This is a genomic window from Streptomyces ardesiacus (assembly GCF_003112575.1).
Taxonomy (GTDB): domain Bacteria; phylum Actinomycetota; class Actinomycetes; order Streptomycetales; family Streptomycetaceae; genus Streptomyces; species Streptomyces ardesiacus.
Map to the genome: position 1 here is coordinate 460834 of NZ_BEWC01000007.1, position 24235 is coordinate 485068.

20 protein-coding genes and 1 tRNA gene are annotated in these 24235 nt (G+C 75.1%); 7 read left to right on the forward strand and 14 right to left on the reverse strand.

The genetic code is table 11. The features are described 5' to 3' along the window. Window positions 1-57: 57 nt before the first annotated feature. The 4 genes from Sdi02f_RS24100 (at window position 58) to Sdi02f_RS24120 (ending at window position 8058) form a co-directional block, all read left to right on the forward strand. Window positions 58-471 carry a globin gene (locus Sdi02f_RS24100; protein WP_030399988.1) on the forward strand — a complete coding sequence of 138 codons (414 nt, stop codon included), beginning with the start codon at window positions 58-60 and terminating at the stop codon, window positions 469-471. A gap of 163 nt (window positions 472-634) precedes the next feature. After that, window positions 635-3982 carry an FtsX-like permease family protein gene (locus Sdi02f_RS24105; RefSeq protein WP_031184550.1) on the forward strand — a complete coding sequence of 1116 codons (3348 nt, stop codon included), beginning with the start codon at window positions 635-637 and terminating at the stop codon, window positions 3980-3982. Window positions 3983-4271: 289 nt separating this feature from the next. Beyond that, on the forward strand, window positions 4272-7007 hold the full coding sequence (locus Sdi02f_RS24115) for an FtsX-like permease family protein (protein ID WP_167458248.1): 2736 nt from the start codon (window positions 4272-4274) through the stop codon (window positions 7005-7007). A 91-nt stretch (window positions 7008-7098) separates the two neighbouring features. Beyond that, the gene (locus Sdi02f_RS24120; RefSeq protein ID WP_031184548.1) at window positions 7099-8058 is read left to right on the forward strand and encodes an ABC transporter ATP-binding protein; all 960 of its coding nucleotides are present in this window, start codon (window positions 7099-7101) and stop codon (window positions 8056-8058) included. Between the two features lie 22 nt (window positions 8059-8080). Here the strand turns inward: Sdi02f_RS24120 and Sdi02f_RS24125 are convergent, their stop codons facing one another. The 7 genes from Sdi02f_RS24125 to Sdi02f_RS24155 all read right to left on the reverse strand — a co-directional run bounded on the left by Sdi02f_RS24125 (window position 8081) and on the right by Sdi02f_RS24155 (window position 17386). After that, entirely contained in the window at window positions 8081-8770 is a 690-nt protein-coding gene (locus Sdi02f_RS24125) for a DUF8185 domain-containing protein (RefSeq protein ID WP_030399993.1), read from the reverse strand. Further along, window positions 8767-9177 (reverse strand): acyl-CoA thioesterase, encoded by a 411-nt coding sequence (locus tag Sdi02f_RS24130; RefSeq protein ID WP_030399994.1) that lies wholly within the window; start codon window positions 9175-9177, stop codon window positions 8767-8769. Before Sdi02f_RS24130 ends, Sdi02f_RS24125 begins: the two co-directional genes overlap by 4 nt. Window positions 9178-9179: 2 nt before the next feature. Further along, window positions 9180-10844, reverse strand: a complete 1665-nt coding sequence (gene ettA, locus Sdi02f_RS24135) for an energy-dependent translational throttle protein EttA (RefSeq protein ID WP_030399995.1) — start codon at window positions 10842-10844, stop codon at window positions 9180-9182. 177 nt (window positions 10845-11021) lie between these two features. Further along, the gene (locus Sdi02f_RS24140; protein ID WP_108934002.1) at window positions 11022-12428 is read right to left on the reverse strand and encodes a Cys-Gln thioester bond-forming surface protein; all 1407 of its coding nucleotides are present in this window, start codon (window positions 12426-12428) and stop codon (window positions 11022-11024) included. A gap of 262 nt (window positions 12429-12690) precedes the next feature. Then, window positions 12691-13182, reverse strand: coding sequence for a single-stranded DNA-binding protein (locus Sdi02f_RS24145; RefSeq protein WP_031184546.1), 492 nt, complete (start codon window positions 13180-13182; stop codon window positions 12691-12693). Window positions 13183-13363: 181 nt separating this feature from the next. Next, window positions 13364-15157, reverse strand: coding sequence for a YfjP family GTPase (locus tag Sdi02f_RS24150; protein WP_438363746.1), 1794 nt, complete (start codon window positions 15155-15157; stop codon window positions 13364-13366). A 621-nt stretch (window positions 15158-15778) separates the two neighbouring features. After that, on the reverse strand, window positions 15779-17386 hold the full coding sequence (locus tag Sdi02f_RS24155) for a dynamin family protein (RefSeq protein ID WP_108934004.1): 1608 nt from the start codon (window positions 17384-17386) through the stop codon (window positions 15779-15781). Between the two features lie 328 nt (window positions 17387-17714). On the opposite strand from Sdi02f_RS24155, the gene Sdi02f_RS24160 reads away from it, so the two are divergent. Further along, window positions 17715-17790, forward strand: a tRNA-Arg gene (locus Sdi02f_RS24160). 147 nt (window positions 17791-17937) lie between these two features. Next, entirely contained in the window at window positions 17938-18933 is a 996-nt protein-coding gene (locus tag Sdi02f_RS24165; protein ID WP_108934005.1) for a D-2-hydroxyacid dehydrogenase family protein, read from the forward strand. Window positions 18934-18942: 9 nt separating this feature from the next. Here the strand turns inward: Sdi02f_RS24165 and Sdi02f_RS24170 are convergent, their stop codons facing one another. Continuing rightward, window positions 18943-19578 carry a DUF2087 domain-containing protein gene (locus Sdi02f_RS24170; RefSeq protein WP_053639065.1) on the reverse strand — a complete coding sequence of 212 codons (636 nt, stop codon included), beginning with the start codon at window positions 19576-19578 and terminating at the stop codon, window positions 18943-18945. Window positions 19579-19769: 191 nt separating this feature from the next. On the opposite strand from Sdi02f_RS24170, the gene Sdi02f_RS24175 reads away from it, so the two are divergent. Continuing rightward, complete coding sequence (locus tag Sdi02f_RS24175) at window positions 19770-20045, forward strand: chaplin (RefSeq protein ID WP_030400001.1); 276 nt, start codon at window positions 19770-19772, stop codon at window positions 20043-20045. A gap of 150 nt (window positions 20046-20195) precedes the next feature. On the opposite strand, the gene Sdi02f_RS24180 is transcribed toward Sdi02f_RS24175, so the two are convergent. From Sdi02f_RS24180 to chpG, 6 genes are all read right to left on the reverse strand, one after another. After that, the gene (locus Sdi02f_RS24180; protein WP_031184542.1) at window positions 20196-21062 is read right to left on the reverse strand and encodes a tyrosinase family protein; all 867 of its coding nucleotides are present in this window, start codon (window positions 21060-21062) and stop codon (window positions 20196-20198) included. Beyond that, window positions 21046-21612, reverse strand: coding sequence for a tyrosinase cofactor (locus Sdi02f_RS24185; protein ID WP_051849630.1), 567 nt, complete (start codon window positions 21610-21612; stop codon window positions 21046-21048). Before Sdi02f_RS24185 ends, Sdi02f_RS24180 begins: the two co-directional genes overlap by 17 nt. A 126-nt stretch (window positions 21613-21738) precedes the next feature. Continuing rightward, window positions 21739-22254 carry a hypothetical protein gene (locus Sdi02f_RS24190; protein WP_108934006.1) on the reverse strand — a complete coding sequence of 172 codons (516 nt, stop codon included), beginning with the start codon at window positions 22252-22254 and terminating at the stop codon, window positions 21739-21741. Between the two features lie 99 nt (window positions 22255-22353). Beyond that, the gene (locus Sdi02f_RS24195) at window positions 22354-22656 is read right to left on the reverse strand and encodes a hypothetical protein (RefSeq protein WP_030400005.1); all 303 of its coding nucleotides are present in this window, start codon (window positions 22654-22656) and stop codon (window positions 22354-22356) included. A 217-nt stretch (window positions 22657-22873) separates the two neighbouring features. Then, the gene (locus tag Sdi02f_RS24200; RefSeq protein WP_030400006.1) at window positions 22874-23638 is read right to left on the reverse strand and encodes a hypothetical protein; all 765 of its coding nucleotides are present in this window, start codon (window positions 23636-23638) and stop codon (window positions 22874-22876) included. A 285-nt stretch (window positions 23639-23923) separates the two neighbouring features. Next, window positions 23924-24163, reverse strand: a complete 240-nt coding sequence (gene chpG / locus Sdi02f_RS24205) for a chaplin ChpG (protein WP_030179666.1) — start codon at window positions 24161-24163, stop codon at window positions 23924-23926. Window positions 24164-24235 lie beyond the last annotated feature (72 nt).

Sequence of the window (24235 nt, forward strand, 5' to 3'; positions counted from 1 at the left end):
GGGCGGGTTCCGGGAGCGGGCCTAGGTCTTGAGTCCTATGCCCCCGTGTCTGAGACCATGGACGGCGTGAATGAGATTCGGCGCGGCACGCTTCAGGAGCAGACCTTCTACGAGCAGGTCGGCGGGGAGGAGACCTTCCGCCGGCTCGTCCACCGCTTCTACGAGGGGGTCGCCGAGGACCCGATCCTGCGGCCGATGTACCCCGAGGAGGACCTGGGTCCGGCCGAGGACCGTTTCGCGCTGTTCCTGATGCAGTACTGGGGCGGCCCGACGACGTACAGCGACAACCGGGGCCACCCGCGGCTGCGGATGCGGCACGCCCCCTTCGCCGTCGACCGGGCCGCGCACGACGCCTGGCTGAAGCACATGCGGGTCGCGCTCGACGAGCTGGGGCTGTCCGAGGAGCACGAGCAGACGCTGTGGAAGTACCTCACGTACGCGGCGGCCTCGATGATCAACACTCCGGACTGATCCCCCTTCCTGCGTGATCCGGCGCACTGACGGGCGCATTCCGGTCAGCCGACGCCGGATTCCGGTCACGATCCGGTCAAGCCCGGGGCCCGAGCGCTTACTTCCGACCCCCCTCCTCTGACAACATCCGGAACAGGTCTGGACAACAGCGGCAGGGGGCCGAGTGTCGGGGTTCGGGGGGCTCACGCAGTTCGTGCTGCTGCGGGCGCGGGCGCACCGCCTGCTGCTGGCCGCGGCCCTGCTCACCGTGCTGCTCACCACGACGGTGCTGGCCACCCTCACCGCCTACTCCGGCGCCGTCGGCGACGCGGCCCTGCGGCACAGCCTGGCCGACGCGCGCACGGGGGCCGACGCCGCGCTGGTCGTGAAGGCGGACGTACCGGCCGCACAGCGGAAGGCCGCCGACGCCACCGTGCGCGAGGGCGCGGCGAAGACCTTCGACGGGCTGCCGCTCACCGTACGGACCCTGGTGCGCTCGGGCCCGTACGCCCTGCCCGCCTCCCTGCGGCCGCCGACCGAGCGTTCCGCCGACCCCGATCTGACGTTCTTCGCGGCACTCGACCCGACGCAGGTCCGCGTCGAGGAGGGTCGCATGCCCGGGGCCGGCACGGGGGCCGGGACCGGGGGCGCGGACGCCGACGGCACGGTCGAGGTGGCGGTGCCCGTGGCCGCCGCCGAGCGCGTGGGCGTCGGTCCCGGCGACCGGCTCACCCTCACCGACCGGCTCGACGGCCCGGCCGTGCGCGTCGTGGTCACCGGCCTGTACCGGCCGGTCGACGCCGGATCGCCCTACTGGCGCCTGGACGACCTGGAGGGGCGCGGGGTGAAGCAGGGCGGCTTCACGACGTACGGGCCGCTGCTCGCCCCGCCGGGCGCGCTGAACGGCGGCCGGGTCAGCGTGGGGACGTCCGGGTGGCTGGTGACGGCGGACTACTCGACGCTCACGGCCGGGCGGACCGAGGCCCTCGGGGAGGCGGCCCGCGGCGGTATGGCCTGGCTGCGCGAGCAGAAGGTGCTCAGCGGGGCCACGGCGGCGACGACGGACCTGCCCACGACTCTGGAGCGCCTCGACCGTTCGCTGGAGGTCTCCCGCTCCACCCTTCTCGTCATCGCGCTGCAACTCGTCCTGCTGGCGGGCGGCGCGCTGCTGCTGGTGGCCCGGCTGCTGAGCGTGGAGCGGGCCGGTGAGCTGCGGCTGCTGCGGGCCCGCGGCGCCTCCCGGGCCCGGCTGGCGGCCGGTTCGGCGCTGGAGGCACTGCTGCTGGCCGTGCCCGCGCTGGTCTGCGCGCCGCTGCTGGCGGGGCCGCTGGTCCGGCTGCTGGCCGGGCAGGGCGCACTGGCCCGGATCGGGCTCGGCTGGGAGCCGTCGGCCGGCGGCGGCGGCACGGTGTGGCTGGTGGCGGCGGTGGCGGCCCTCGGGTGCACCCTGGCCGTGACGCTGCCGGCGCTGACCCTCGCGCCGGAGGCCGGTAGCGGCCGGTCCCGGGCGCTGCCGGGCTGGTTGCGGGCCGGCGCGGACGTGGGCCTGCTGGTGCTCGCGGGCATCGCCTACTGGCAGCTCGACCAGCAGACCTCCGCCGGCGGCCCGGGCGACGGCGACGACGTGGGCACCCTCGGGGTCGATCCGCTGTTCGTGGCGACGCCGGCCCTGGCGCTGCTGGCCGGGACGGTGCTCGCGCTGCGGCTGCTGCCGCTGGTGGCGCGGCTCGCGGAGCGCCGGGCGGCGAGCGGGCGCGGGCTGGCGGCGGCGCTGGCGGGCTGGCAGCTCAGCCGCCGTCCGATGCGCGGGGCGGGTCCCGTGCTGCTGCTGGTGCTCGCGGTGGCGCTGGGCACGATGGCGATCGGGCAGGGCGCCTCCTGGTCCCGTTCGCAGGACGACCAGGCCGACTTCCGCACGGGGGCACCGATCCGGGTGCAGGCCGCGGGCACGCCGGGCCTGGGCCGCACCGACCGGATCGCGGGCGTGCCGGGGGTGGCGGAGGTCGCTCCCGCGGCCCGTTCCGAGATCTCCCTGTCCGGCGACCGGACGGCGACGGTGCTCGCGCTGGACACCGCGCACGCGGCGGACACGGTGCTGCTGCGGCCGGACCTCGCCGACGAGTCGCCTCGCGGGCTGCTGTCCGGGATGGCCCCGCAGGCTCGGCCGAAGGGCGCGGGGATACCGGCGGACACGGCCCGGCTCGCGCTGACGGCGGCCCTGAGCGTCCCGGACGCCGCCGCCCCCGGCTCGGGCTCCGGCCCCGCCGCCGGCTCCGACGCCCGCTCGGCGGACGTGACGGTCACCGTCGAGGACCGCTGGGGCACCCCGTACGGGCTCCAGGCCGGCTCCCTGCCCGCCGACGGCCGGGAGCACACCCTCGGCGTGGACGTCGACGCCGGGCCGCTCACCCTCACCGGCGTCGAGTTCACGGTGGTCCAGCCGAACGGCAGGAGCGAGGAACACCGCCTGACCGTCCGGCGGGTGACGGCCACGGCCGCCGACGGGACCGTACGGCCGGTGCCGCTGCAGCAGACCTGGACGGCCGCCTCCGCCCTGTCGCCCCCGGCGGCCACGCCGGGCGGGGAGGAGGGCGCCCCTTCCACCCCGCGTCTGCTGGAGTCCGAACCGCTCGCCGTCGCGTACTCCACGGGCTACTCGGACGCCCTGAGCTGGAAGACGACCGCGCTGACCGTACGGCTGCGGGTCGCCCAGCCGAAGCCGGCCGAGGTGACCGCCGTGGCCACCGACCGTTTCCTGGAATCCTCCGGCGCCCGTACCGGGCAGCGCGTCACGGTGCTGCTCGCCGGTGGCGACGTCCCGGTGCGGATCGTGCGCTCCGTGCGCGCGCTGCCGGGCACCGGGACGGAGACGCCCTCGGTGCGCTTCGGCGGCACGCTGCTGGTCGACCTGCCGGCGGTGAACCGGTACCTGCAGGCGCGGTACGGCGCCACCGTCGAGCCCACCGAGTGGTGGCTGCGGCCCGGGCCGGGGAAGACCGGCGAGGCGGCGGCCGGCCTGCGGGCGTTCCCGGACACGGCGCCGGCCGAGGTCCTGGTGCGCGACGAGGCCGCCGAGCAACTGCGGGACGACCCGTTCGGCGCCGGGCCGGGTGCGGCGTTCGCCGCGGCGACCCTGGTGGCGGCCGCACTGGCCGCGGTCGGTTTCGCGGTGAGCGCCGCGGGGTCGCTGCGCGAGCGGGGCAGGGAGTTCGCCGTCCTGCGCGCCCTGGGCGCCTCGCGCCGCGGGCTGGCCCGGACGGTCGCCGTCGAGCACGGCGTGCTGACCGGCCTGGCCCTGCTGACCGGCGCCGCCCTGGGCGCGGTCCTGACCCGGGCGGTGATCCCGCTGACCGTACTGACCCCCCAGGCCGCCCGCCCCGTGCCGGACGTGGACGTGATCCTTCCGGCCGGCCGGATCGCCCTCCTGCTGGCCGGCATGGCCGTCGTCCCGCTTCTGGTCACGGCCGCCCTGTCCCTGCGCCGCACGGACACGACGGTGACCCTGAAGGACGACGGAGGTACCGGCCGGTGAACCCCGTGACCGCCCCGCCACCGGCCGAGACGGCCACCCTCACACCGCCCCACACCGCCGTACGGACACCGCGCCGCACCCCCTCGGCGGCCGGCCCCGAACTCCAGGGAGGCCCCGCGCCGGCGGGCCCCGGGCCGGTGACTCCCGGGCCGGTCTCCGCCGTGACCGCCCCTCGGGCCCGCACCCGACCGCGGACGGCCGCCTTCCCGTCCGCCGCCCCGCTCCACGGCGACCCAGCCGCCCACGCCGACACCACGGCCCCCCTCGCAGAACCCGGAGGTACCGGCCGGTGACCCCCGTGACCGCTCCTTGGACGCGCACCCGGCTGCGGGCCGCCCCCGGTGCCGCCGTCGCGCTGGCGGTGCTGGTGGCGCTGACCGCGTGCCTGGCCGCCGCGTTCCCCCGGGCGCTGGACCGCTACACGGACGCCGGGCTGCGCCGGGCCGTCGACCGGGCCCCGGCCGATGTGACCGGCGTCCTGATCTCCGCCGCGCCCGACCCCGGGGTGGGCGAGGCAACCGTGGAGGACAGCCTCCGGCCCCGGCGCCTCGCCGACGCCTACCGCTCCGTCCTCGGCCTCGTCGAGCACCCGCTCGCCGTCGACGAGGAGCAGTCGTCCTACGGGGTCCGCACCACCGAGAGCCTGCCCTCGCCGGACACGTGGCTGCCCCGGCCCGACGGCCTGCCCGCGGAGATGGTCCTCGTCGCCCCGCAGGACCTCGACGGCCGCGCCCGGCTGCGCTCCGGCCGGCTGCCGAAGGTACCCGGCGGGCAGGCGGACGCCTCGACCACCGAGGTGGAGGCCGCGGTGACCGAGGAGACCGCCCGCACCCTGCACATGAAGGTGGGCTCGGTCGTCCACATTCCGGGGCATCGCGAACTCACCGTCCGCGTCACCGGCATCGTCACGCCCGAGCGCCCCGACGGCGCCTACTGGTCCGTCGACCCCGTGCTGCGCACCCCCTCCCTGCGGCGCGTGCCGGCACCGCCCGGCGCCCCCAGCCCCACCTACTGGGTCGGCGGTCTGCTGCTGGCCCCCGAGGCGGGCCCCGCGCTCCTGGGTTCGGCCCCCGTGGTCCGCTACTGGAACCTCGCGCCCGACCCGGACGCCCTGCACGCCCGCGACCTCGACGGGCTCGCCTCCGCCGTGGCGTCCCTGGAGTCCGGGCCCGCCCTCCAGCAGCTCCACTCGGCGGTCAGCCCCCTGACGGACGCCACGACCGGCCTCGACGACATCTTCACCACGTACGGGCAGCTCCGCGACGACATCGGCCCGCTCATCGCCGTCGCCGCGTCGGGCGCGGGCACGGTCGCCGCCGTCGTCCTGCTGATGACGGGCGGCCTGGCCGCCGGCCGGCGCCGTGCCGAACTGGCCCTGCTGCGGGCCCGCGGCGCCTCCGTACGGGGCCTGGCGGGACGGCTGCTCGCCGAGACGGCGGTCGTGGCGGTGCCCGCGGGCGCGCTCGGACTCGGCGCGGCCCTGCTGGCGCTGCCCGGCGCCCGGCTGCTCCCCGCGGTGGCGGCCGCCGTCGCGGTCACCGCCGTGGCCTGCCTGGCGCTGCCGCTGCGGGCCGTCGCCGCGCACCACGCCGTTCGGATCCACGAGGGCCGCCGGGACGCGACCACGCCTCGGGCGTCTCGGCGCCGTGTCGTGGCCGAGCTGACCGTCGTGGTCCTCGCCCTCGGCGCGGTCGAGATCCTGCGCCGACGCGGCGCGACGGACGGCGCCGGGGACCTGGTGGCGATGGCACCGGTGCTGGTCGGGGTGATCGCCGCGCTGGTCCTGGTACGCCTGTATCCGCTGCCGCTGCGCGGGCTGGCCCGCCCGGCCCGGCGGCTGCGGGGCGCGGTGGGGCCGCTCGCGCTGGCCCGGGCCGGCCGTACCTCCGCCTCCGCGGTGCTGCCCCTGCTCGCCCTGCTGACGGCGTTCACCGTGGCGGCGTTCGGCGGCTCGGTGCTCAGTGGTGTCGCCGACGCCCGCGACCGGGCCGCGGTGCTCGCCGTCGGCGCCGACGCCCGCGTGGAGGCGACGACCGAGACGCTGCCGTCCGGACTGTCCGACCGTGTCGGGCGGGTGCCCGGGGTCCGGGAGGTCACCGAGGCCGCCGTCGACTGGCTGGCCAGGACCCCGGACGGCCGCCAGTCGGTGCCGCTCGCGGCGGTGGACCCGTCCGACTACGCGGCACTGGCCGCCCGCACGGACCTCGGCGCCTTCCCCGGGGTCCGGCTCGCCCGGCCGGACGGCGCCGAGGGCGGATCCGAGGACGCCGTCCTGCCGGCGCTGGCCTCCCCCGCGGTCGCCGAACGGCTGGGCGACGGCGCCTTCCCCCTGCGCCTGGCCGACGGCACCTTCGCCACGCTGAAGATCGTGCTGGTGCGCGAGCGCACCCCGGCCGTGTACGGCGACGAGTTCCTCGTCGTGGACCGCGCCGGACTGCCCGCCCGGTCCGTGCGGCCGAGCGTGCTGCTGCTGACCGGCGACCACCTGGACGCGGGCGCGCTGCGCCGGGCGGCGGACGGAGCCGGCAGCGTCCGCCTGCGGTCCGAGGCGCGCGACAAGTACGTGGACTCGCCGTTGCAGTCGGGCGCGGAGCGCATCTACACGGCCGCGGTGGCCGCCGGCGCCGGCTACGCCGTCCTGGCCCTGCTGCTGTCCCTGGCGAGCGCCGCGCCCGAGCGCGCCGCGCTTCTCGCCCGGCTGCGCACCATGGGCCTCACCCGTGCCCAGGGGCGCCGCCTGCTCGTCCTGGAGTCCCTCCCCCAGGCCCTGCTCGCCGCGCTGGGAGGCATCCTGACCGGCTGGGCGGCGGTACGGCTCCTCTCCCCCGGCATCGACCTGACGACCGTCGCGATGGCGGCGACGACGTCTCCGGTGGGCCGCGCGGAACTGCGCGCCGACCCGTGGTCCCTGGCCGTCCCGGCGGCTGCGGTACTGGTGCTGGCGGTGGGCGTGGCGGCGCTCCAGGCGTGGTGGTCGGGCCGGCGCGGAGCGGTGGCGGAACTACGGGCGGGCGACGCGCGGTGACGGCGCGACCGAGGACCGCGACCGAAGACCGCGGCCGGACACCGCGACCGGAGACACGGAGGACCGCGGCCGCAGACACGGAGGAACCCCGATGACGACCGACCCCACCCTCGCCGAGCTGGCCGACCGCGCCGCCGCCTCCCGCGACCGGCCCGCCTACGGGCACGACGCGCTGATCACCTGCGACCGCCTGGTGCGGATCTTCAGCGCGGACGGGGTGGAGGTGCAGGCCCTGCAGGGCCTCGACCTCCTGGTCCGCGAGGGCGAGCTGATGGCGCTGGTCGGCGCCTCGGGCAGCGGCAAGTCCACACTGATGAACATCCTGGCCGGCCTGGACACGCCGACCGCCGGGGCGGCCCGGGTCGCGGGGCGGGATCTGCTGACGATGACGGCGAAGGACCGCCTGGCCTACCGCCGCTCGGTGGTCGGCTTCGTGTGGCAGCAGACGTCGCGGAACCTCATGCCGTACCTGACGGCCGCGCAGAACGTCGCCCTGCCCATGCAGTTGGCGGGCACCGGCGGGCGTCGGGCGGCGCGTGCCGAGCGGGCGCTGGAGCTGCTGGACCTGATGGGCGTCGCCGACTGCCGCGACCGCCGGCCGCAGCAGATGTCCGGCGGCCAGCAGCAGCGGGTCGCCATCGCGGTGGCCCTCGCGGGCGACCCGTCGGTGCTGCTCGCCGACGAGCCCACCGGCGAACTGGACTCCCACACCGCGGAACACATCTTCGCCGCCTTCCGCACGGCGAACGAGCACCTGGGCACCACGGTCGTCATCGTCACCCACGACCAGGCGGTGGCCGGCGAGGTCCGCCGCACGGTCGCCATCCGGGACGGCCGCACCTCCACGGAGGTGCTGCGCCGCAGCGAGGTGGACGCCGAGACCGGCCACGAGACGGTGGTGGCCCGCGAGTACGCCATGCTCGACCGCGCCGGCCGGCTCCAGCTCCCCGCCGACTACACCGCGGCCCTCGGCATGCGCGACCGCGTCGCCCTGGAACTGGAGAGCGACCACATCGCCGTACGCCCGGACGACAGCGAGACCCACGGCTGAACCCGGCGGGCCCCGGGCGGGCTCAGCGGACGCTGATGCCCAGGGCCCCGGTCCCCGCCCTGCGCAGGGCGACGGACCCGAAGGGCGTGCGCAGCCGCAGCCACGCGCCGGACGAGAACAGCCGGGGCGCGTCCTCGCCGGAGCCGGGGGCCGCGGGCCGCCGCAGGAACCCGAGCGACTGGGCCGCGTGCACGGCCCGCACCGGCAGCCCGGTGTCGCCGACGGTCCGGGACCAGATGTCCCGCCCGATGCGGTCGAGTTCGGTCCTCGTACGGTCCTGTGCCGCGAGTTCCTCGGTGCGCGCCCGGAACTCCCCCACCGCGGCGGCGACCAGTGCGCGCAGGGCGTCCGGGGCGGGCAGGCCCGGCTCGGCCCGCCAGCCCCCGCGCGGGGGCAGCACCCCGGCCCACGGCGGCCCGGTCACCGCACCGGGGACGCGGGCGGTGACCGCCCGCTCGTCGACACTCTCCAGCAGCTCGCCGGCGGATACGGTCACGTCCAGCGTGACGTCGAGCCCGTTCTCGTACGGCTTGGCGAGGCGTACCGCGCGCACGGCCAGCACCTCGAAGGAGGGCGGCCGGCCGAAGACGGCGAGGGCCGTGCCGGCCCCCTGGAGGCGCACCGCGGCCGAACGGTCGTAGTGGATCAGCCGGGAGAGGAAGGCCGCGAGATCCGCGGCCTCCCCCTCGTCGGCCAGGTGGAGCACCGTCATGCGGCGACGGCCTCCTCCTTGTCGTCCGTGTACTCCTGGAGGAACTCCCGCTCCTCCGCGGTGATCCGCCGGGGCCGCTGCGCCGCGAAGTCGAACGGCACGATCACCGTGGAGGCGCGGACGTAGACGACGTCCTCGTCCTTGACCTCGTAGGTGAGGGTGAAGGAGGCGGCCCGAATCTGCGTGACCCACAGCTCGATGTCGACCGGGCGGTGCCGGTGGACGAGCTGCCGCTTGTAGTCGATCTCATGGCGTGCCACCACCGACCCCTGCTGGAAGTCCTTGTCCGGGCGGAACAGGAAGTCGATACGGGCCTCCTCCAGGTAGCGGAGGAAGACCACGTTGTTGACGTGGCCGTACGCGTCCATGTCCGCCCAGCGCAGTGGGCAGCGGTAGATGTGCCGCAAGATCAGCCCCGGGTCAGCTTCTTGTAGGTGGCACGGTGCGGACGGGCGGCGTCCGCGCCCAGCCGCTCGACCTTGTTCTTCTCGTACGACTCGAAGTTGCCCTCGAACCAGAACCACTTGGACTCGCCCTCGTAGGCGAGGATGTGCGTGGCGACGCGGTCCAGGAACCACCGGTCGTGGGAGACGACCACGGCGCACCCGGGGAACTCGAGCAGCGCGTTCTCCAGGCTGGAGAGGGTCTCGACGTCGAGGTCGTTGGTCGGCTCGTCGAGGAGGAGCAGGTTGCCGCCCTGCTTGAGGGTGAGCGCGAGGTTCAGCCGGTTGCGCTCGCCTCCGGAGAGGACGCCGGCGGCCTTCTGCTGGTCCGGGCCCTTGAACCCGAAGGCGGAGACGTAGGCGCGGGAGGGCATCTCGACCTGCCCCACGTTGATGTAGTCGAGCTCGTCGCTCACCACGGCCCACAGCGACTTCTTCGGGTCGATGTTCTCGCGGCTCTGGTCGACGTAGGAGATCTTGACGGTGTCGCCGACCTTGATGGAGCCGGAGTCCGGCTCCTCGAGTCCCTGGATCATCTTGAACAGCGTGGTCTTGCCCGCGCCGTTGGGCCCGATGACGCCGACGATGCCGTTGCGCGGCAGCGTGAAGGAGAGGTCGTCGATGAGGACCTTGTCCCCGAACGCCTTGCTGAGGTTGTTGATCTCGACGACGACGTTGCCGAGCCGCGGGCCCGGCGGGATCTGGATCTCCTCGAAGTCCAGCTTCCGCATCTTGTCGGCCTCGGCGGCCATCTCCTCGTACCGCGCGAGGCGGGCCTTGGACTTGGCCTGGCGCCCCTTGGCGTTGGAGCGCACCCACTCCAGCTCGTCCTTGAGCCGCTTCTGCCGCTTGGCGTCCTTCTGGCCCTCGACCTTGAGGCGGGTGGCCTTGGTCTCCAGGTACTTGGAGTAGTTGCCCTCGTAGCCGTGCAGGCGGCCGCGGTCGACCTCGCAGATCCAGCCGGCGACGTTGTCCAGGAAGTACCGGTCGTGGGTGACGGCCACGACGGTGCCCTCGTACTTGGCGAGGTGCTGCTCCAGCCAGTTCACCGACTCGGCGTCGAGGTGGTTGGTGGGCTCGTCGAGGAGCAGCAGGTCGGGAGCCTCCAGCAGCAGCTTGCACAGCGCGACGCGGCGCTTCTCACCACCGGACAGGTTGACCACGGGCCAGTCGCCGGGCGGGCACCCCAGCGCGTCCATGGCCTGCTCGAGCTGTGCGTCGAGGTCCCAGGCGTTGGCGTGGTCCAGCTCCTCCTGGAGCTTGCCCATCTCCTCCAGCAGCGCGTCGGAGTAGTCGGTCGCCATCTGCTCGGCGATCTCGTTGAACCGGTCGAGCTTGCCCTTGACCTCGGCGACACCCTCCTGGACGTTCTCCAGGACGGTCTTCTCCTCGTTCAGCGGGGGCTCCTGCAGCAGGATGCCGACGGTGTAGCCGGGGGAGAGGAAGGCGTCGCCGTTCGACGGCTGCTCCAGTCCCGCCATGATCTTCAGAACGGTCGACTTACCGGCACCGTTCGGACCGACCACACCGATCTTCGCGCCCGGCAGGAAGCTCAGGGTGACGTCATCAAGGATCACCTTGTCGCCGTGCGCCTTGCGCGCCTTGCGCATGGTGTAAATGTACTCAGCCAAGAGAAACCGTCCGGCAGCTTGATCAGTCAGTGGGCAGATACACCCCATCTTGCCGCACCGCCACCCCTGGGCGGAAACCCATTGGGGGCGGCCCCTGTGACCTGCGGCTTCGCGGGATGCGCTAGCGGGTCCGCCGCTTGGGGCCGTGCGGTCCCGCAGGCCCCGGGCGGAGACGCGTCACTGCTCGTTCCTCCGGCGGACCAGCAGCAGGACCGCGCCGCCGATCACGACCAGGCCGATGGCCGCGCCGCCGATCAGGGGGGTGGCGTCGGAGCTGCCCGTTTCGGCGAGGTTGGGGTTCGGGGACGGGGTGACGACCGGGGCGGGGGCCGGTTCGCTGAGGGGGCGGGTGGTGTCGGCGAGGGCCGCGCTCCGGGTGCGGCAGTCGAGGACGCCGGTGAAGCGCTGCTCGAAGCCTGCGGGGCCCCGCACGGTGAAGTCGTAGGGGCGGTCCTCCGGCAACGGGACCGGCACCGTCCGGGTCTCGCCCGGCGCGATGGTGTACTCGGTGTCCAGGAGCTGGAAGGTGAACGGCTCGTCGCCCTTGTTGAGCGCGGTGACGTCCAGGGTGCCCTCGGCGCAGTTCTTCTCCGCGGACAGGGCGGGTATCGCGCCCGTGGCGGCCCAGGTGGCGGTGGTGGTCGCCGCGACCGTCGACTCGCTGGAGCCGGCCAGGATCTGGGTCTGGCTGCGGCTGTCGGAGGCGAAGGCCCGGCCGACCGGCACGGTCGTCGAGGCCTGGACGGTCAGCTCGGCGGTGCCGTCCTCCGCGTCCTCGGGCACGTCGAAGAAGAGCTGGGTGCCGTCGGTGACCTTGGTGACGGGTTCGCCCTTCTTGTCGACGATCCGGACCGCGTCCTTGGTCGCGGCACCCACCGGGGGCGTCACCATCGCGCCGCCGGCGTTGGTGTGGACCGTCACCGGGCCGAGCCGCTCACCGGGCCGGCCCGAGACGGCCGGCGGGTCGAGGGCGATGGACGCCGCGGGCTCGGCCAGGCCCCGGGCGTTCTTCTCCAGGTAGTCGGCGAGCCGCTCGGCCCGGGGGGCGACGGCCTCGACGTCCGTGTCGTCCGAGTAGCGCCAGATGGCGACCTGTGTTCCGGCCGCCGCCTCCTCCTCGGTGAGCCCGCGGACGCCCGCCTTCTTCGCGAGCGCGGCGAGGTCGTTGACCTGGGGGTAGCTGTTCTGCAGGATCCAACGGACGCGCCCGGCGTCCTTGTTGGTGCCCAGGGACGTGGCGCTCCAGGGCGTTTCCTGGTACCTGGCGTCCTTCTGCGTCGGGTTCTGGATGTCGACGCAGTAGGTCTGCAGTGTGCCGCCGCCCTCGACGGACATCTCGAACAGGCCGGCCGGCACCTGCTGGTCGCCGTCCTCCCCGTGGACGACCGCGGTGCCGTGTGTCTTCAGGCCGCCTATCGTGGCGGTCGCCCCGCCCTGGCCCCGCGCTCCCTGGTCCTGGGCGGCGGCAGCCGGAGCCGCCCCGGTCACCACACCGGCGACGGCGAGCGCCGACGCCAGCGCACCGGCGGCGAGACGTACCGCCCCTCGACCGGACAGAGACGGCGCAGCGAGCGAAGAAAACACACATTCCCCTTCCAGCGGGACCCGTTGACGTGGGGGGAACGGTCCCACCAGCAGAATCAGCAGCCGCACAAGGCTCGTTCGGCATCCTAAGGACGTGACGGACCGGGGCCGCCGGTGATCGTCGTCCTCCCGGTGATCCGAATCGGAATCGTTATCGCCGAGAGCCCCTGTGAGCAGGGCTTATCGACAAATCCACCCGTGTTCGTCCCGGGCGCATGGGTCGATAAGCCGTGCTTCGGACGGTTCCGGCAGGGCCTCGGTCTCAGGCCACCGCGACGGGCTCCTGCCGCTGTCCGGGGGTCGTGGCGGCCGGGTCCCCGGCGGGTTCGCCGGGCGGCTGCGCCGCCGGGGTCTCCCAGTGGGGTTCCGGTTGGGGTGGCGAGGCCGGTGCCTCGCTCTTCCCGGTGCGCAGGAACGCCGCGGTGCCGCGGGCGAGGTCGTGGCCGATCGCCACCGCGTCGATGTCGGCCGAGGTCCGGCTCTGCCCCTCGCGCACATCGGTGCGCACCTTCAGCCTGCCCTGCACGACGACGGGGTCGCCCACCGCCAGCGACGCCGAGGCGTTGGCGGCGAGCTGGCGGTTGGCCCACACCGTGAAGAAGTTGGTGTGACCGTCCGTCCAGGCGCTCTTCTCCCGGTCCCAGTACCGCGCGGTGACCGCGAGCCGGAAGCGCGCCGACGGTCCGTTCGCCAGGTGGCGGAAGACCGGCTGGGTGGCCACATTGCCCACGGCGCAGATCATCGTCTCGTTCATCGCGAGTCCTCCCTCCCGTACGGGCACCTCCCGTACGGCGGCCGGGGCGACCGCGTCCCTCGCGATCGCCGTACCGGCCACACTGCCCGGGTCCGCGCCGGCCCGCCGCGGGGTGTGGAGGAGCCCGGGACCTGTGGAGAACCCCGCCACCCGCAGGGGTGACGACCGCGGTCGGCCGCCGCTACCCCGCCACCCCCACCCCCGTGACCCGGGCGTACTGCTCCCGCACCTCGCGGTAGCGCAGCAGCTCCGCCGCCAGCGGATCCAGCACCCTGGCCCGGCCGCACCCCGCGGCCGCCTCGCGCAACAGGCGTTCCGCCTCGTGGCCGTAGCGTCTGGCGGGTCCGCGGGCCGCCAGGCGGCAGCTCCACTCGATGAGGGGGCCGCCGACGATGCCGGACAGCATGAGCAGCACCGGCACGCCCAGGTTCGGCGGCAGGACGCCGACGATCTGGCCGAGCAGCCACAGGCCGCCCACCACCTGGAGCAGGGTCATGGTCGCCTGCGCGAGGACGGCCACCGGCCACCAGCCGGGGCGCGGCGGACGCCCCGGCGGCAGCCCCGTGCGCACCGCCAGCTCGTCGAGGGCCTCGGGCAGCCCGTGGGCGCCGCGGAGGGCCGCCTCCCGCATCGCCTGCGCCCACGGCGCGGGGAGCCCGGCCGACGCCCGCTCCGAGACCGTGCGCACCGCGTGCTCGACGCGTTGACGGGCCGTGGCCTCCTCGTCCGCCTGTGTTCGCGACGGCAGCCGTCCCGTGACGGGATCGCGCCGGTTTTGGTACCAGCGCCACAGCCGCAGCCAGGGCGTTCCGCACGCGCGGTTGGCGTTGCGCAGCCAGGCGCGTTCGGCCGCCTCGCCGGCCGCGGTGGCGCCGACCGCGTCGGCCAGGCGGTCCGCGAACTCCTCCCGCGCCTCCTCGCTGAGCCCGGTGCGCTGCCCGGTGACGTACACGGGGCGCAGGTGCTGTGCGGCGGCGTCCACGTCGGCCGCGATCCGGCGGGCCGGGGCCTGCCGTTCGGCGACGAACTGGCCGAGGCTCTCGCGCAGTTCACCGACGCCCTCGCCGGTGAGCGCGGACAGGGCGAGCACGGTCGCGCCGGGTTCGCCGTGCTCGCCCAGCGCGATGCCGTCCTCGTCGAGCAGGCGCCGCAGGTCGTCGAGGACCTGCTCGGCGGCCTCGCCGGGCAGCCGGTCGACCTGGTTGAGGACGACGAAGGTGACCTCGGCGTGGCCCGCCATCGGCCGCAGGTAGCGCTCGTGGATGAGGGCGTCGGCGTACTTCTCCGGGTCGACGACCCAGATGACGGCGTCGACCAGGGCCAGGATGCGGTCCACCTGCTCGCGGTGCTGGACGGCCGCCGAGTCGTGGTCGGGCAGGTCGATCAGGACCAGACCGCGCAGCGGCGACTCGGAGTCCGGGTGCTGGAGCGGCCGGCGGCGCAGCCGGCCGGGGATGCCGAGCCGGTCGAGGAGGCTGGCCGCGCCGTCGCTCCAACTGCACGCGATGGGTGCGGCGGTGGTCGGCCGGCGGACGCCGGTCTCGGAGATGGTCACCCCGGCGAGGGTGTTGAACAGCTGCGACTTGCCGCTGCCGGTGGCGCCCGCGACGGCGACCACGGTGTGCTGCCCGGAGAGCCTGCGCCGCGCGGCGGCCTCGTCCAGGACCCGGCCGGCCTCGGCCAGGGTGCCGCTGTCGAGCCGGGCCCGGGAGAGTCCGACCAGTTCACGCAGGGCGTCGAGGCGGGACCTGAGGTTCCCGTCGTAGGCGAGCGGCATCAGGGCGGCCGAGGAGGCGGCGGGCCTGCTCGGCAGTACGGCGAACTGCTCGGCCCCGCCGGTCTCGTCCACCCGCCGCGCGATCAGCCCGTCGCCCCAGGCGCCGCCCTCCCCGTCCCCACCCGCACCGGCCGCACCGTCGGTCTCGGCCCCGGCAGGGTCCGCGCGGCGGTGCGTCCCGGCGCCGTCGTCCTGCACGCGCGCGTGAGGGTCGCCGGAGCGGTCGCTCCCCCGGTCGCCTCCCCGGTCGCGCGCCCGCGTCCCGCGCGCGTCACCACCGCCCTCCCGGACGTCCCCGGCGACGTCCTCACGGTCACCGCGCTCACGCCCGGCACGCTCGCGGCGGGCCGCCCTGCCGACGGGGGCCTGCCGCCCCCGGGCGTCCTCCTGGCGTTCCCGGGCACCCTGGCGGTCCCGGCGGTCGTGCCGGTCCTGGCCGTCCCAGCCGTCCTGACCGTCCCGGTTGTCCCGGCCGTCCCGGTTGTCCCCGTGGTCCCCCTCGTCCCGCTCGGCAGGAGTGTCCCGCGGGCCCCGTGCTTCCTCCGCGCCCCGCGCACCCCGTGGGCCTCGTGCTTCCCGGCGGCCCCGGCGATCCCTGCGATCCCGCTCATCCCGATCGCCACGACGCCCCCCACCGTCCCGGTCACCGCGGTCACCGCGGTCACCGCGGTCGCCCCGGTCACCGCGGTCGCCCCGGTCACCGCGGTCGCCCCGTTCACCCCCGTCGTCCCGGGAGTCCGATCCGCCGGTACGGTCCGTCCGTGCCGCCTCCTTCGTCGTGTGCTCGGTGGGGTCCTGGTCAGTGACGGCGGTCACCGGTCACCTCTCCTTCTGCAGTACGGACAGCGCGGCGATGAGCTCTGCCTGCGGCTCGGGGTGCACCTCCAGGCCGTCGAGCGGAGCCAGCCGGCGCTCGCGTTCGGCGTGGATGACGCGGTCGACGTGTTCGTCGAGCAGCCGCCCGCCCCGGTCGCGCAGCCGCAGCGCGCCGTGCGCGCCGAGCCGCTCGGCGAGCCGCTCCCCGGCGACACGCGCGCGGCGGCCGCCCAGCAGCACGGTGGCGACCAGGCCGGCCACCACTCCGGGGTCGGGGGCGAGGTTCCGGTCCAGCTCGCGGACCTCTTCCTCGGCGTACTCCTCCAACTCGCGCCGCCACCGCCGTACGGCCAACCCGATGCGGTGCTCGGCGCTCTCCGGGGCCGGGGCACCGTCCGCGAGTTCGGGGGCGGCCGCCGCCGGCTCGCCGCGCCAGGCCGCGTCGACGCGTTCGTCGGCGGCCGTGACGGCGCACAGCAGCAGGGCGCTCAGGCTCTCCACCAGCGAGTCGAGAAGCTCTTCCGGGGAGCAGTCGAGGGGGAAGGCCCGCCAGCGCTTCAGCGCGTCCCCGGCGAGGACGGCGCCCGCCTTCAAGCGGCCCCGCACGCGCGCGTGCTCGTCGTCGTAGGCGCTGTCGACGGCGGCGGTGAGCCGCAGCGCGGCGGCGTACTGGGCGGCGGCGGCCCCGGCCAGCTCGGGCATCCGGGACTTGAGCGAGTCCAGGATGCCGTGTGCCGTACGGGCCATGGCGTGGTGCCGGGCGTCGAGTTCCTGGGCCCGGTGGACGAGCCAGGAGCGCAGCGGCGCCACGGCACTGGCCGGCAGCAGCCCGCCGCCCCAGGCCGACTCGGGCAGTTCGGGAACGGTGAAGCGGGGGACGTCGCCGAGCCCGGCCTTGGTGAGCAGCGCCCCGTACTGCCGCGACACCTCGGCCACCACCTGGTGGGGCACCCGGTCGAGCACGGTGACCAGGGTGGCGTCGTACTCCTTGGCGGTGCGCAGCAGGTGCCAGGGCACCGCGTCGGCGTACCGGGCGGCCGTGGTGACCATCACCCAGATGTCGGCGGCGCAGATCAGTTCGGCCGCCAGGACGCGGTTGTCGGCGAGGAGGGAGTCGACGTCGGGCGCGTCGAGGAGGGCGATGCCGGGCGGCAGGCTGTCGGCGGTCTCGACCCGCAGGACGCGCGCGGGGTTCTCGCCGGGCAGCAGCAGGTCGTCGTCCGGGTCCCGGTGGGGCACCCACACGCGCGTGAGGTCGGGCAGCACCCGCATGCCGCTGAACCAGTGGTGGTCCTCCGGGTGGCACACCAGGACCGGTGTGCGGGTCGTGGGCCGCAGTACGCCCGCCTCGCTGACCCGGCGCCCCACGAGGGAGTTCACCAGGGTGGACTTGCCGGCGCCGGTGGACCCGCCCACCACGGCCAGCAGCGGCGCTTCGGGTTCCTTCAGCCGCGGCATGAGGTAGTCGTCGAGCTGGGCGAGCAGTTCGTCGCGGTTGGCACGCGCGCGTGGCGCTCCGGCCAGCGGCAGCGGGAAGCGTGCGGCCGCGACACGGTCGCGCAGGGCGGAAAGTGCGTCGAGAAGCTGAGGCCGTACGTCCAAGGTCACCACATGCGAAGAATGCCCAATTTTGAGGGAATTCTGAAGCATATGAGCATGATGAGCATGTCTGCGCGCCGACCGGACACTCCGGACCGAAGGGACTACCGGGACACGAGGACAGTCCAGGCATAACGAGTGGACAACACCCGATGCGCGAGGCGCCAAAAGCGATGCACGATTCGTAACTGCCTGCGATTATCAGGACCGCTTCACCGAACCTCCACATAGAGCCACGGAGGGGAAGCATCAGGGACATGGAGCCGGGAGCCCTATCCTTGTCCCCGGCGACGTCACGGACCGGACAGTTCCGGGCACCACGACCGAGGCCACCCATCAGGCCCCCGTAGCTCAGTGGATAGAGCAGGCGCCTTCTAAGCGCTTGGCCGCAGGTTCGAGTCCTGCCGGGGGCGCCACAGTGCTGCCGGTGTCACGCTGCCGGAGCCGGCGCGGGGCCGCAAGAAGATCATCCTCCACGCCGGTCCCGGCACCGAACCCTGCCACCGGAGGCGTCGCCGGACTCGGCGGCCGCCACTGCCCCTTCGGCGAGAGGGACCGCCGCCGTGCGACTGCGCTGTGCCGTACTGGACGACTACCAGCGGGTGGCGACCGAGGTCGCCGACTGGTCGCCGGTGGCCGACGCCGTGGACGTCGTCGTGCACGACACCCACTACCCGGACGAGGACACCCTCGCCGCGGCGCTCGCCGACGTCGACATCGTGGTCACGCTGCGCGAACGCGTGCCGTTCCCGGGCTCGTTGATCGCCCGGCTGCCCCGGCTGCGACTGATCGTCGCCTCCGGCATGCGCAACAGCGTGATCGACTACGCGGCGGCCGAGGCCCACGGCGTCACCGTCTGCGGTACGGCCTCCTCCTCGACCCCGCCCGTGGAGCTGACCTGGGCCCTGCTGCTGGGCCTCGCCCGCGGCATCGTCCCGGAGGCCGACGGACTGCGCGCGGGCGGCCCCTGGCAGCAGACGGTCGGCGCGGACCTGCACGGCCGGCGGCTCGGGCTGCTGGGCCTCGGCAGGATCGGCGGCCGGGTCGCCCAGGTCGGCCTGGCCTTCGGCATGCGGGTGAGCGCCTGGAGCCAGAACCTCACCCGGGAGCGCACCGACGAGGTGGGCGTCGAGCTGGCCCCCTCGAAGGAGGAGCTCCTGCGGACCGCCGACTTCGTCTCCGTCCACCTGGCGCTGGGCGAGCGCACCCGCGGCCTGCTCGGCCCCGCCGAACTGGCCCTGCTCAAGCCGACCGCCTACCTGGTCAACACCTCGCGGGCGGCGATCGTCGACCAGGAGGCACTGCTCACCACGCTGCACGAGGGCCGCATCGCCGGGGCGGGCGTGGACGTCTTCGACACCGAGCCGCTGCCCGCGGACCACCCGATGCGCACCGCGCCGCGCCTGCTCGCGACGCCGCACCTGGGCTACGTGTCACGCGCCAACTACGCCACCTACTACGGCCAGGCCGTCGAGGCGATCCGGGCCCACCTCGCGGGCGCCCCCGTACGGCGCCTGCCCGTGCCCGCCGCCCCGGGCCCGGCTTCCGCCCCCGCGTAGGGACGACGCTCAGGCGGTGCCCGCCCGGGCGGAGTCCGCGGGGCGGACGTAGACGCCCTCGCTCCGGCGCAGGTGTCCGAGGTCCACCAGATGGCGCCGGAGCGTCACATGGTCGACCTCCCCGTCCTCGCACCAGGCGCGCAGCCTCTCGTCGACGGTGCGCTCGGGGTACTCCACGCCGGGTGCGAAGGTCTGCTCGGCGATGTACCGCAGCACCACCTTCTTGCGCGTCCAGCGTGCCGGGAGCCGGACCAGCCGGCCGTCCCTGACGAAGGTCCGCACGACGATGCCGGCCGGGCCGTCGTCCCCCTCGGCGGCGAGGTCCCGGGCCGCCGCCGGCGCCGGACGGCCCGCGCGGGCCAGCTCGCGGAAACGCTCGTGGGCGACGACGAGCCGGCCGTCGGCGCCGGACGCCACCACGCCCTGGTCCCGCAGTCGGCGCAGCGCACCGGCCGTCTCCTTCGCGGAGAGGCCGGCCACCCGGGCCACGCGTGCGGCATCGCCCGCGCCCAGGGCCACGGCGGCGAAGGCCCGCACCCGGCTCTCCTCGGCGAAGAGGGCGGGCAGCGCGGCCAGTGCGGGCGACGGGGACGGTTCGGACGGCTCGGAAGCCCTGGCGGACGAGTCGGATCGGTCGTTCGACATGCCGGGAGGCTAGTGGACGCACCGGCGCGAGCGGGAACGGTTTTCCGGCCGCCGCCGTCACCCCCGGCACCGCGCGCTCAAAAAGGGTGATCCGCGCATTCCCCCCGTGACCGGCCGCGGCCGGGGGCGTTGAACCGGCAGTGCGGCGGCGCGTCCTGCCGCCGCGCTCCCCGAGTCAGAAGGAGAACGTGATGTCTCGCATCGCGAAGGCCGCCGGAGTCGCCCTCGGTGCCGGTGCCGTGGCGCTCAGCGGTGCCGGCCTGGCCATGGCGGACGCGGGCGCGCAGGGCGCGGCCGTCGGCTCGCCCGGTGTAGCTTCCGGCAACGTCGTCCAGGTCCCGGTGAACGTGCCGGTCAACGTCTGCGGCAACACCATCGACGTGATCGGGCTGCTGAACCCGGCCTTCGGCAACGCCTGCGTGAACGACGGCGGCCACGAGGGCCACGGCGGCGGCTACGGCGGCTGAGAGCCCCCAGGCACCCCAGGAGCCCCGGCCTTCCCGGCCGGGGCTCCTGCCTTGTCCGGAGACGGGCCGGGACGCAGGCCCGGCGCAAGCCCGGACGCAGGCCCGGGACGGACCGGGACGGCCCCGGAGACGGCCCCGGACCCGCCCCGCTCAGGCGTACCGGTAGATCCGGCCCACGTCCTCCAGCTCGTCCGGCGTCACGTCCCACGGCGGCAGCTTCTCGTGCCGTGCGACGATCCGCCCGCGCTGCGCGCTGCCCCGGCCGGGCGGCTCGGCGGGCAGGTAGCGGGCGCCGCGGTGACGGGCCTGCCAGCGCGACCACTGGAGGTCGACGAAGGCGTGGTGCAGCCAGAACACCGGGTCGTTGACGGAGGCGCCGCCGACCATGGCCCCGCCGACCCAGCGGTGCACCCGGTTGTGGTTGTGCCAGGAGGCGCTGCCGCGGCCGGCCCCCCAGCCCTCCAGCTTGTTGCGGAAGCCCTTGCGGACCGTGGAGTCGTAGGGCGAGGTGTCGTACTTCGGGTCGTCCAGCGCCCACTCCAGGTCGCTCTTGGAGGGCAGGTCGAGGGGATTGCCGGCGCGTCCCAGGTCCCGCGTGAGGTACTTGGTGTCGGTGACGTTCACCTTGATGGTCCAGTTGCCCTCGGCGTGGGCGAAGGGACCGGTGGTGACCCGGTGGTCGGACCGCCGCCCGGTGCCGCCCAGCAGATCGGCGGTCCAGGGCGTCGACTTGGCGCTGCGGTCCTTCGTCCAGTCCCAGTACGGCACGGTGACCGACGAGTCGACCCGGCGCAGCGCCTCCTCCAGGTCCAGCAGGAACCGCCGGTGCCACGGCAGGAAGGACGGCGCCATGTGGGCCGTACGCAGTCCGTTGTCGCCGTCGGAGACGTAGTACTCGATGTGGGTGCGCACGAACTCGTCGTACTCGCCGCGTCGTTTGATCTCCAGCAGCGCGTTGACGAACCGCCGCTTCTCGCTGCGGGTCAGCGTGCTGACGTCCTTACGCGTGTACGCCATGCCGCCCCCCGGAGTGCTCGTCGTGGCCGGCGGACGAGGTGGCGCGCAGGTGCTCGCCGGGGCCGAGTTCGTCGACGGCGCCGCGGGCCGCGGCGAGCGGGGTGGGGTAGGACCGGTAGTGGTCGACCATGCTCAGCCAACTGCCGTCGGCGCGGCGCATCAGGTGCAGCGGGCGGCCGTCCACGGTGACGTGCCAGGTGCCGGCGCCCACGGCCCGGCCCCCGGCGGAGCGGATGCCCTGGATGCGCCGCCCGCGGTAGGTCTCGTCGAAGGCGGCGCCGTCGACGGGCTCGGCGGCCCGAGGTTCGGGGTGCGCGGGTCCCGCCGCGCCGTCGGCGGCCTCCGTGGCCCGGGGAGGCCGGGAGGCGGCGATCAGGGGCGCCAGCCCGACGGCGAGGGCCGGAGCGAGCAGCCCCCGCATGAGCTGCCGCCGGGTGCCGGACACCGGCCGGCCCGCAGCCGGGCCCGCCCCCTCCGCTCCGTGCTCCCGCGCCCGTTCCGCGCCGCCCGTTGCCGCGTCGTGCGCTCTCGTGCCCGTGGTGACGACCATGGTCCGCTCCTCGTCCGGTTGCGTGGGTTCGCCCCGCTAACCGCACGGCGGGCCCCGTGGTCACCGCACACGGGGCCACTCGGAGCACGGCCGCTGGGCCGGGCGGGGGTCGCCGGGTCCGCGCGCCTACAGGCCCGGGCCCACTCCCAGGTCGGCCACCGGAGCCGTGCGCAGCGCCGGGACGAGCACGCCGGCCTCCGGGAGCTTGGGCGACGGCAGGCCCAGGGCCCCGGGGTCCGGCGCGGTGAGCGGGGCGTCCAGGGACAGCCCCGGCGTCAGGGTCCGCAGGCCGGAAGCGGGCGCGTCGAGGCCGGCGTGGTCGAAGTCCTCGCCGAGGACGTGCGGCACGGGCTGGCGCAGGTCCACGCCGGGCAGCCCGCCGTGCACCGGCACCTGGGGCAGCGTCCGCTCGGGCAGCAGCCGGCCCTCGACGTACCGCGGGCCCTCGGGGGCGCCCGCCGTCGGCACGGGCAGTTCACCCGCCACCTCCGGCAGTTCCATGCCGAGAGCCGTCTCCGCACCGCCCAGCGGCACCGGTACGGGGATCGCGCCGGCCGCGGCGGCGGGGGTCACCGCCGCACCCACGGCGGCGGCCGCACCGGTGACGACGGCGGCCAGGGTTCGTCGGGTGGTCGGCTTCATGACAGGCACGGTCCCTTTCGAGAAGGCGGGGGTACGGCTTCGGGAAGGCGGGGGCGGGAGGGCGGCACGCATGGGGCGCGGCGGGGAGCCGGGGGTGGCTCAGCCGCCCAGCGGGAGGCCGCCCAGCAGGCCGTTCGCGGAGTTCAGCTTGCCGGTCGCGCCCTTCACGGTGTGCAGCACGGAGTCCTTGTTCTCGGTGTCCAGGACGTTGCTCCGCGCGTCCGACTGGTGCTTGACCGGCATGATGTCGATGGGCTCCGCGGTCAGCGCGTTCACGGCGCCGTTGAGGCTGGTGGGCGTGAGGGCGGCGGTGTCGGCGGCGTCGTAGGCGAACGCGGGCACGGCGGAGCCTGCGGCGACCAGGGAACCGGCGACGACGGCGGCGGCCTTGAGGGACTTCATCGTGTTCCTTTCCTCGGCGACCCGGGTCACCGGTGGACTGCTGACGCCCTCTCCAACGACCTGCTCCGGAACCGGAAACTCCGCCGTCCGGAAGACATATGAGATCTCCGGACGGAAGGCCCCGGACGGCCGTACCCCGGAAAGCCGAAAGGGCCGCCGCCGCTCCGGTGAACGGGAGCCGCGACGGCCCGGGACGCCCCGGGAGGGTGACTGGGCGTCAGGAGGGGTCCGCCGGCGCGGCCGCCTCAGGAGTGGTGGCGTCGGGGGCCGTGGCCTGCGGCGCGGTCGGTACGCCGGGCAGGCCGGCCAGGTCCGCGGCGGGCAGCCCGTTGCCGACCAGCGTGGCGGCGACCACGTTGACGACACTGGTCACGACGTCCTTGACGGCCGGGCTCACCTGGTCGGCGGAGCCGGAGGTGGTGGCCTTGACCAGGGCGTCGACCTGCTTCTGCAGTGCGGCCTGCGCGGACGCGGACAGGTCGGAAGCCGCCGCGGTGCCGTCGTCGCCGGGCGCCGTGACGGGCGCCGGCAGCGTGACCGGGGTGTCGGTCCCGCTCTCCGGCGCGGTCACGGCCGGCGGCTGGGCGGGGGTGGTGGTGTCGGGGGTGCTGGTGCCGGGGGCGGTGGTGCCGGGGGTGGCCGCCGTGTCGCCGGCGTCCGTGTCCGCGGCGTCCGCCTTGGCGAGGGCGTCCTTGACGGCGGCGGAGAGCTTGTCCGCGTCCGCGGCGGAGAGCTGGCCGTTGTCCGCCTTGAGGACGGCGTCGAGCAGGTCGGTGACCGGCGTGAGCACTCCGCCCAGCCCGGCCAGGCCGGCGACCTGGCTCTGCAGTTCCTCCGCGTCGGGGAGGGGCGCGCGGGACGCCGTGTGGGTGCGTTCCCGGGCCGGGGCGCCGTCGGCCGCCATCACCGCCGGGCCGGAGAGGCCGATCAGCAGGCCGGCGCAGAGGACGGAGGTGGCGATTCGCCGTGCGGGCAGACGCATGGGGGTTCCTTTCGGTGGTGCGTCGGATCTTGTGCCCACCGTGGAAGCGCCCCCGGCGCCGTGCAACCGAACGTTGCCCCGGCCGGCCCGCCCGCTCGTCCCGCGCTCTTCCGCCGCCTCGCATCCTGCCTGCTGAGACGCCCTGTCAAGGTGCGTGTGCCGTGTCGCCGCACGGTCCCCCCATTCGGGGCAGCACAGCGCCGTGTGCGCGGCAACGCGAACCGGCCGCCCGCTCGCGGAGCAACCGCGGTGTGGACGGCCGGTACGCGGTGGTGCCGGTCGACGTCAGTCGTTCTCGCACTCGTTGCCGAACGCCGGGTTCAGCAGACCGATGATGTCGATGGTGTTACCGCAGACGTTGACCGGGATGTGGACCGGGACCTGCACCACGTTGCCGGACAGAACGCCCGGGGAGTGGGCGGCGGCGGCCTGCGCGCCGCTGTCGGCGGCGGCGACACCGGCGGTGCCCGCCACCGCGGCGGCGGCGACGGAGGTCAGGGCCAGGCCCTTCGCGATACGCGACATGGAGAAGTGCTCCTTGGGGTTGTCACACACATCCGGGCGGCTGCCCGGCGCAGTGTCAACGCGTGGCGCGGG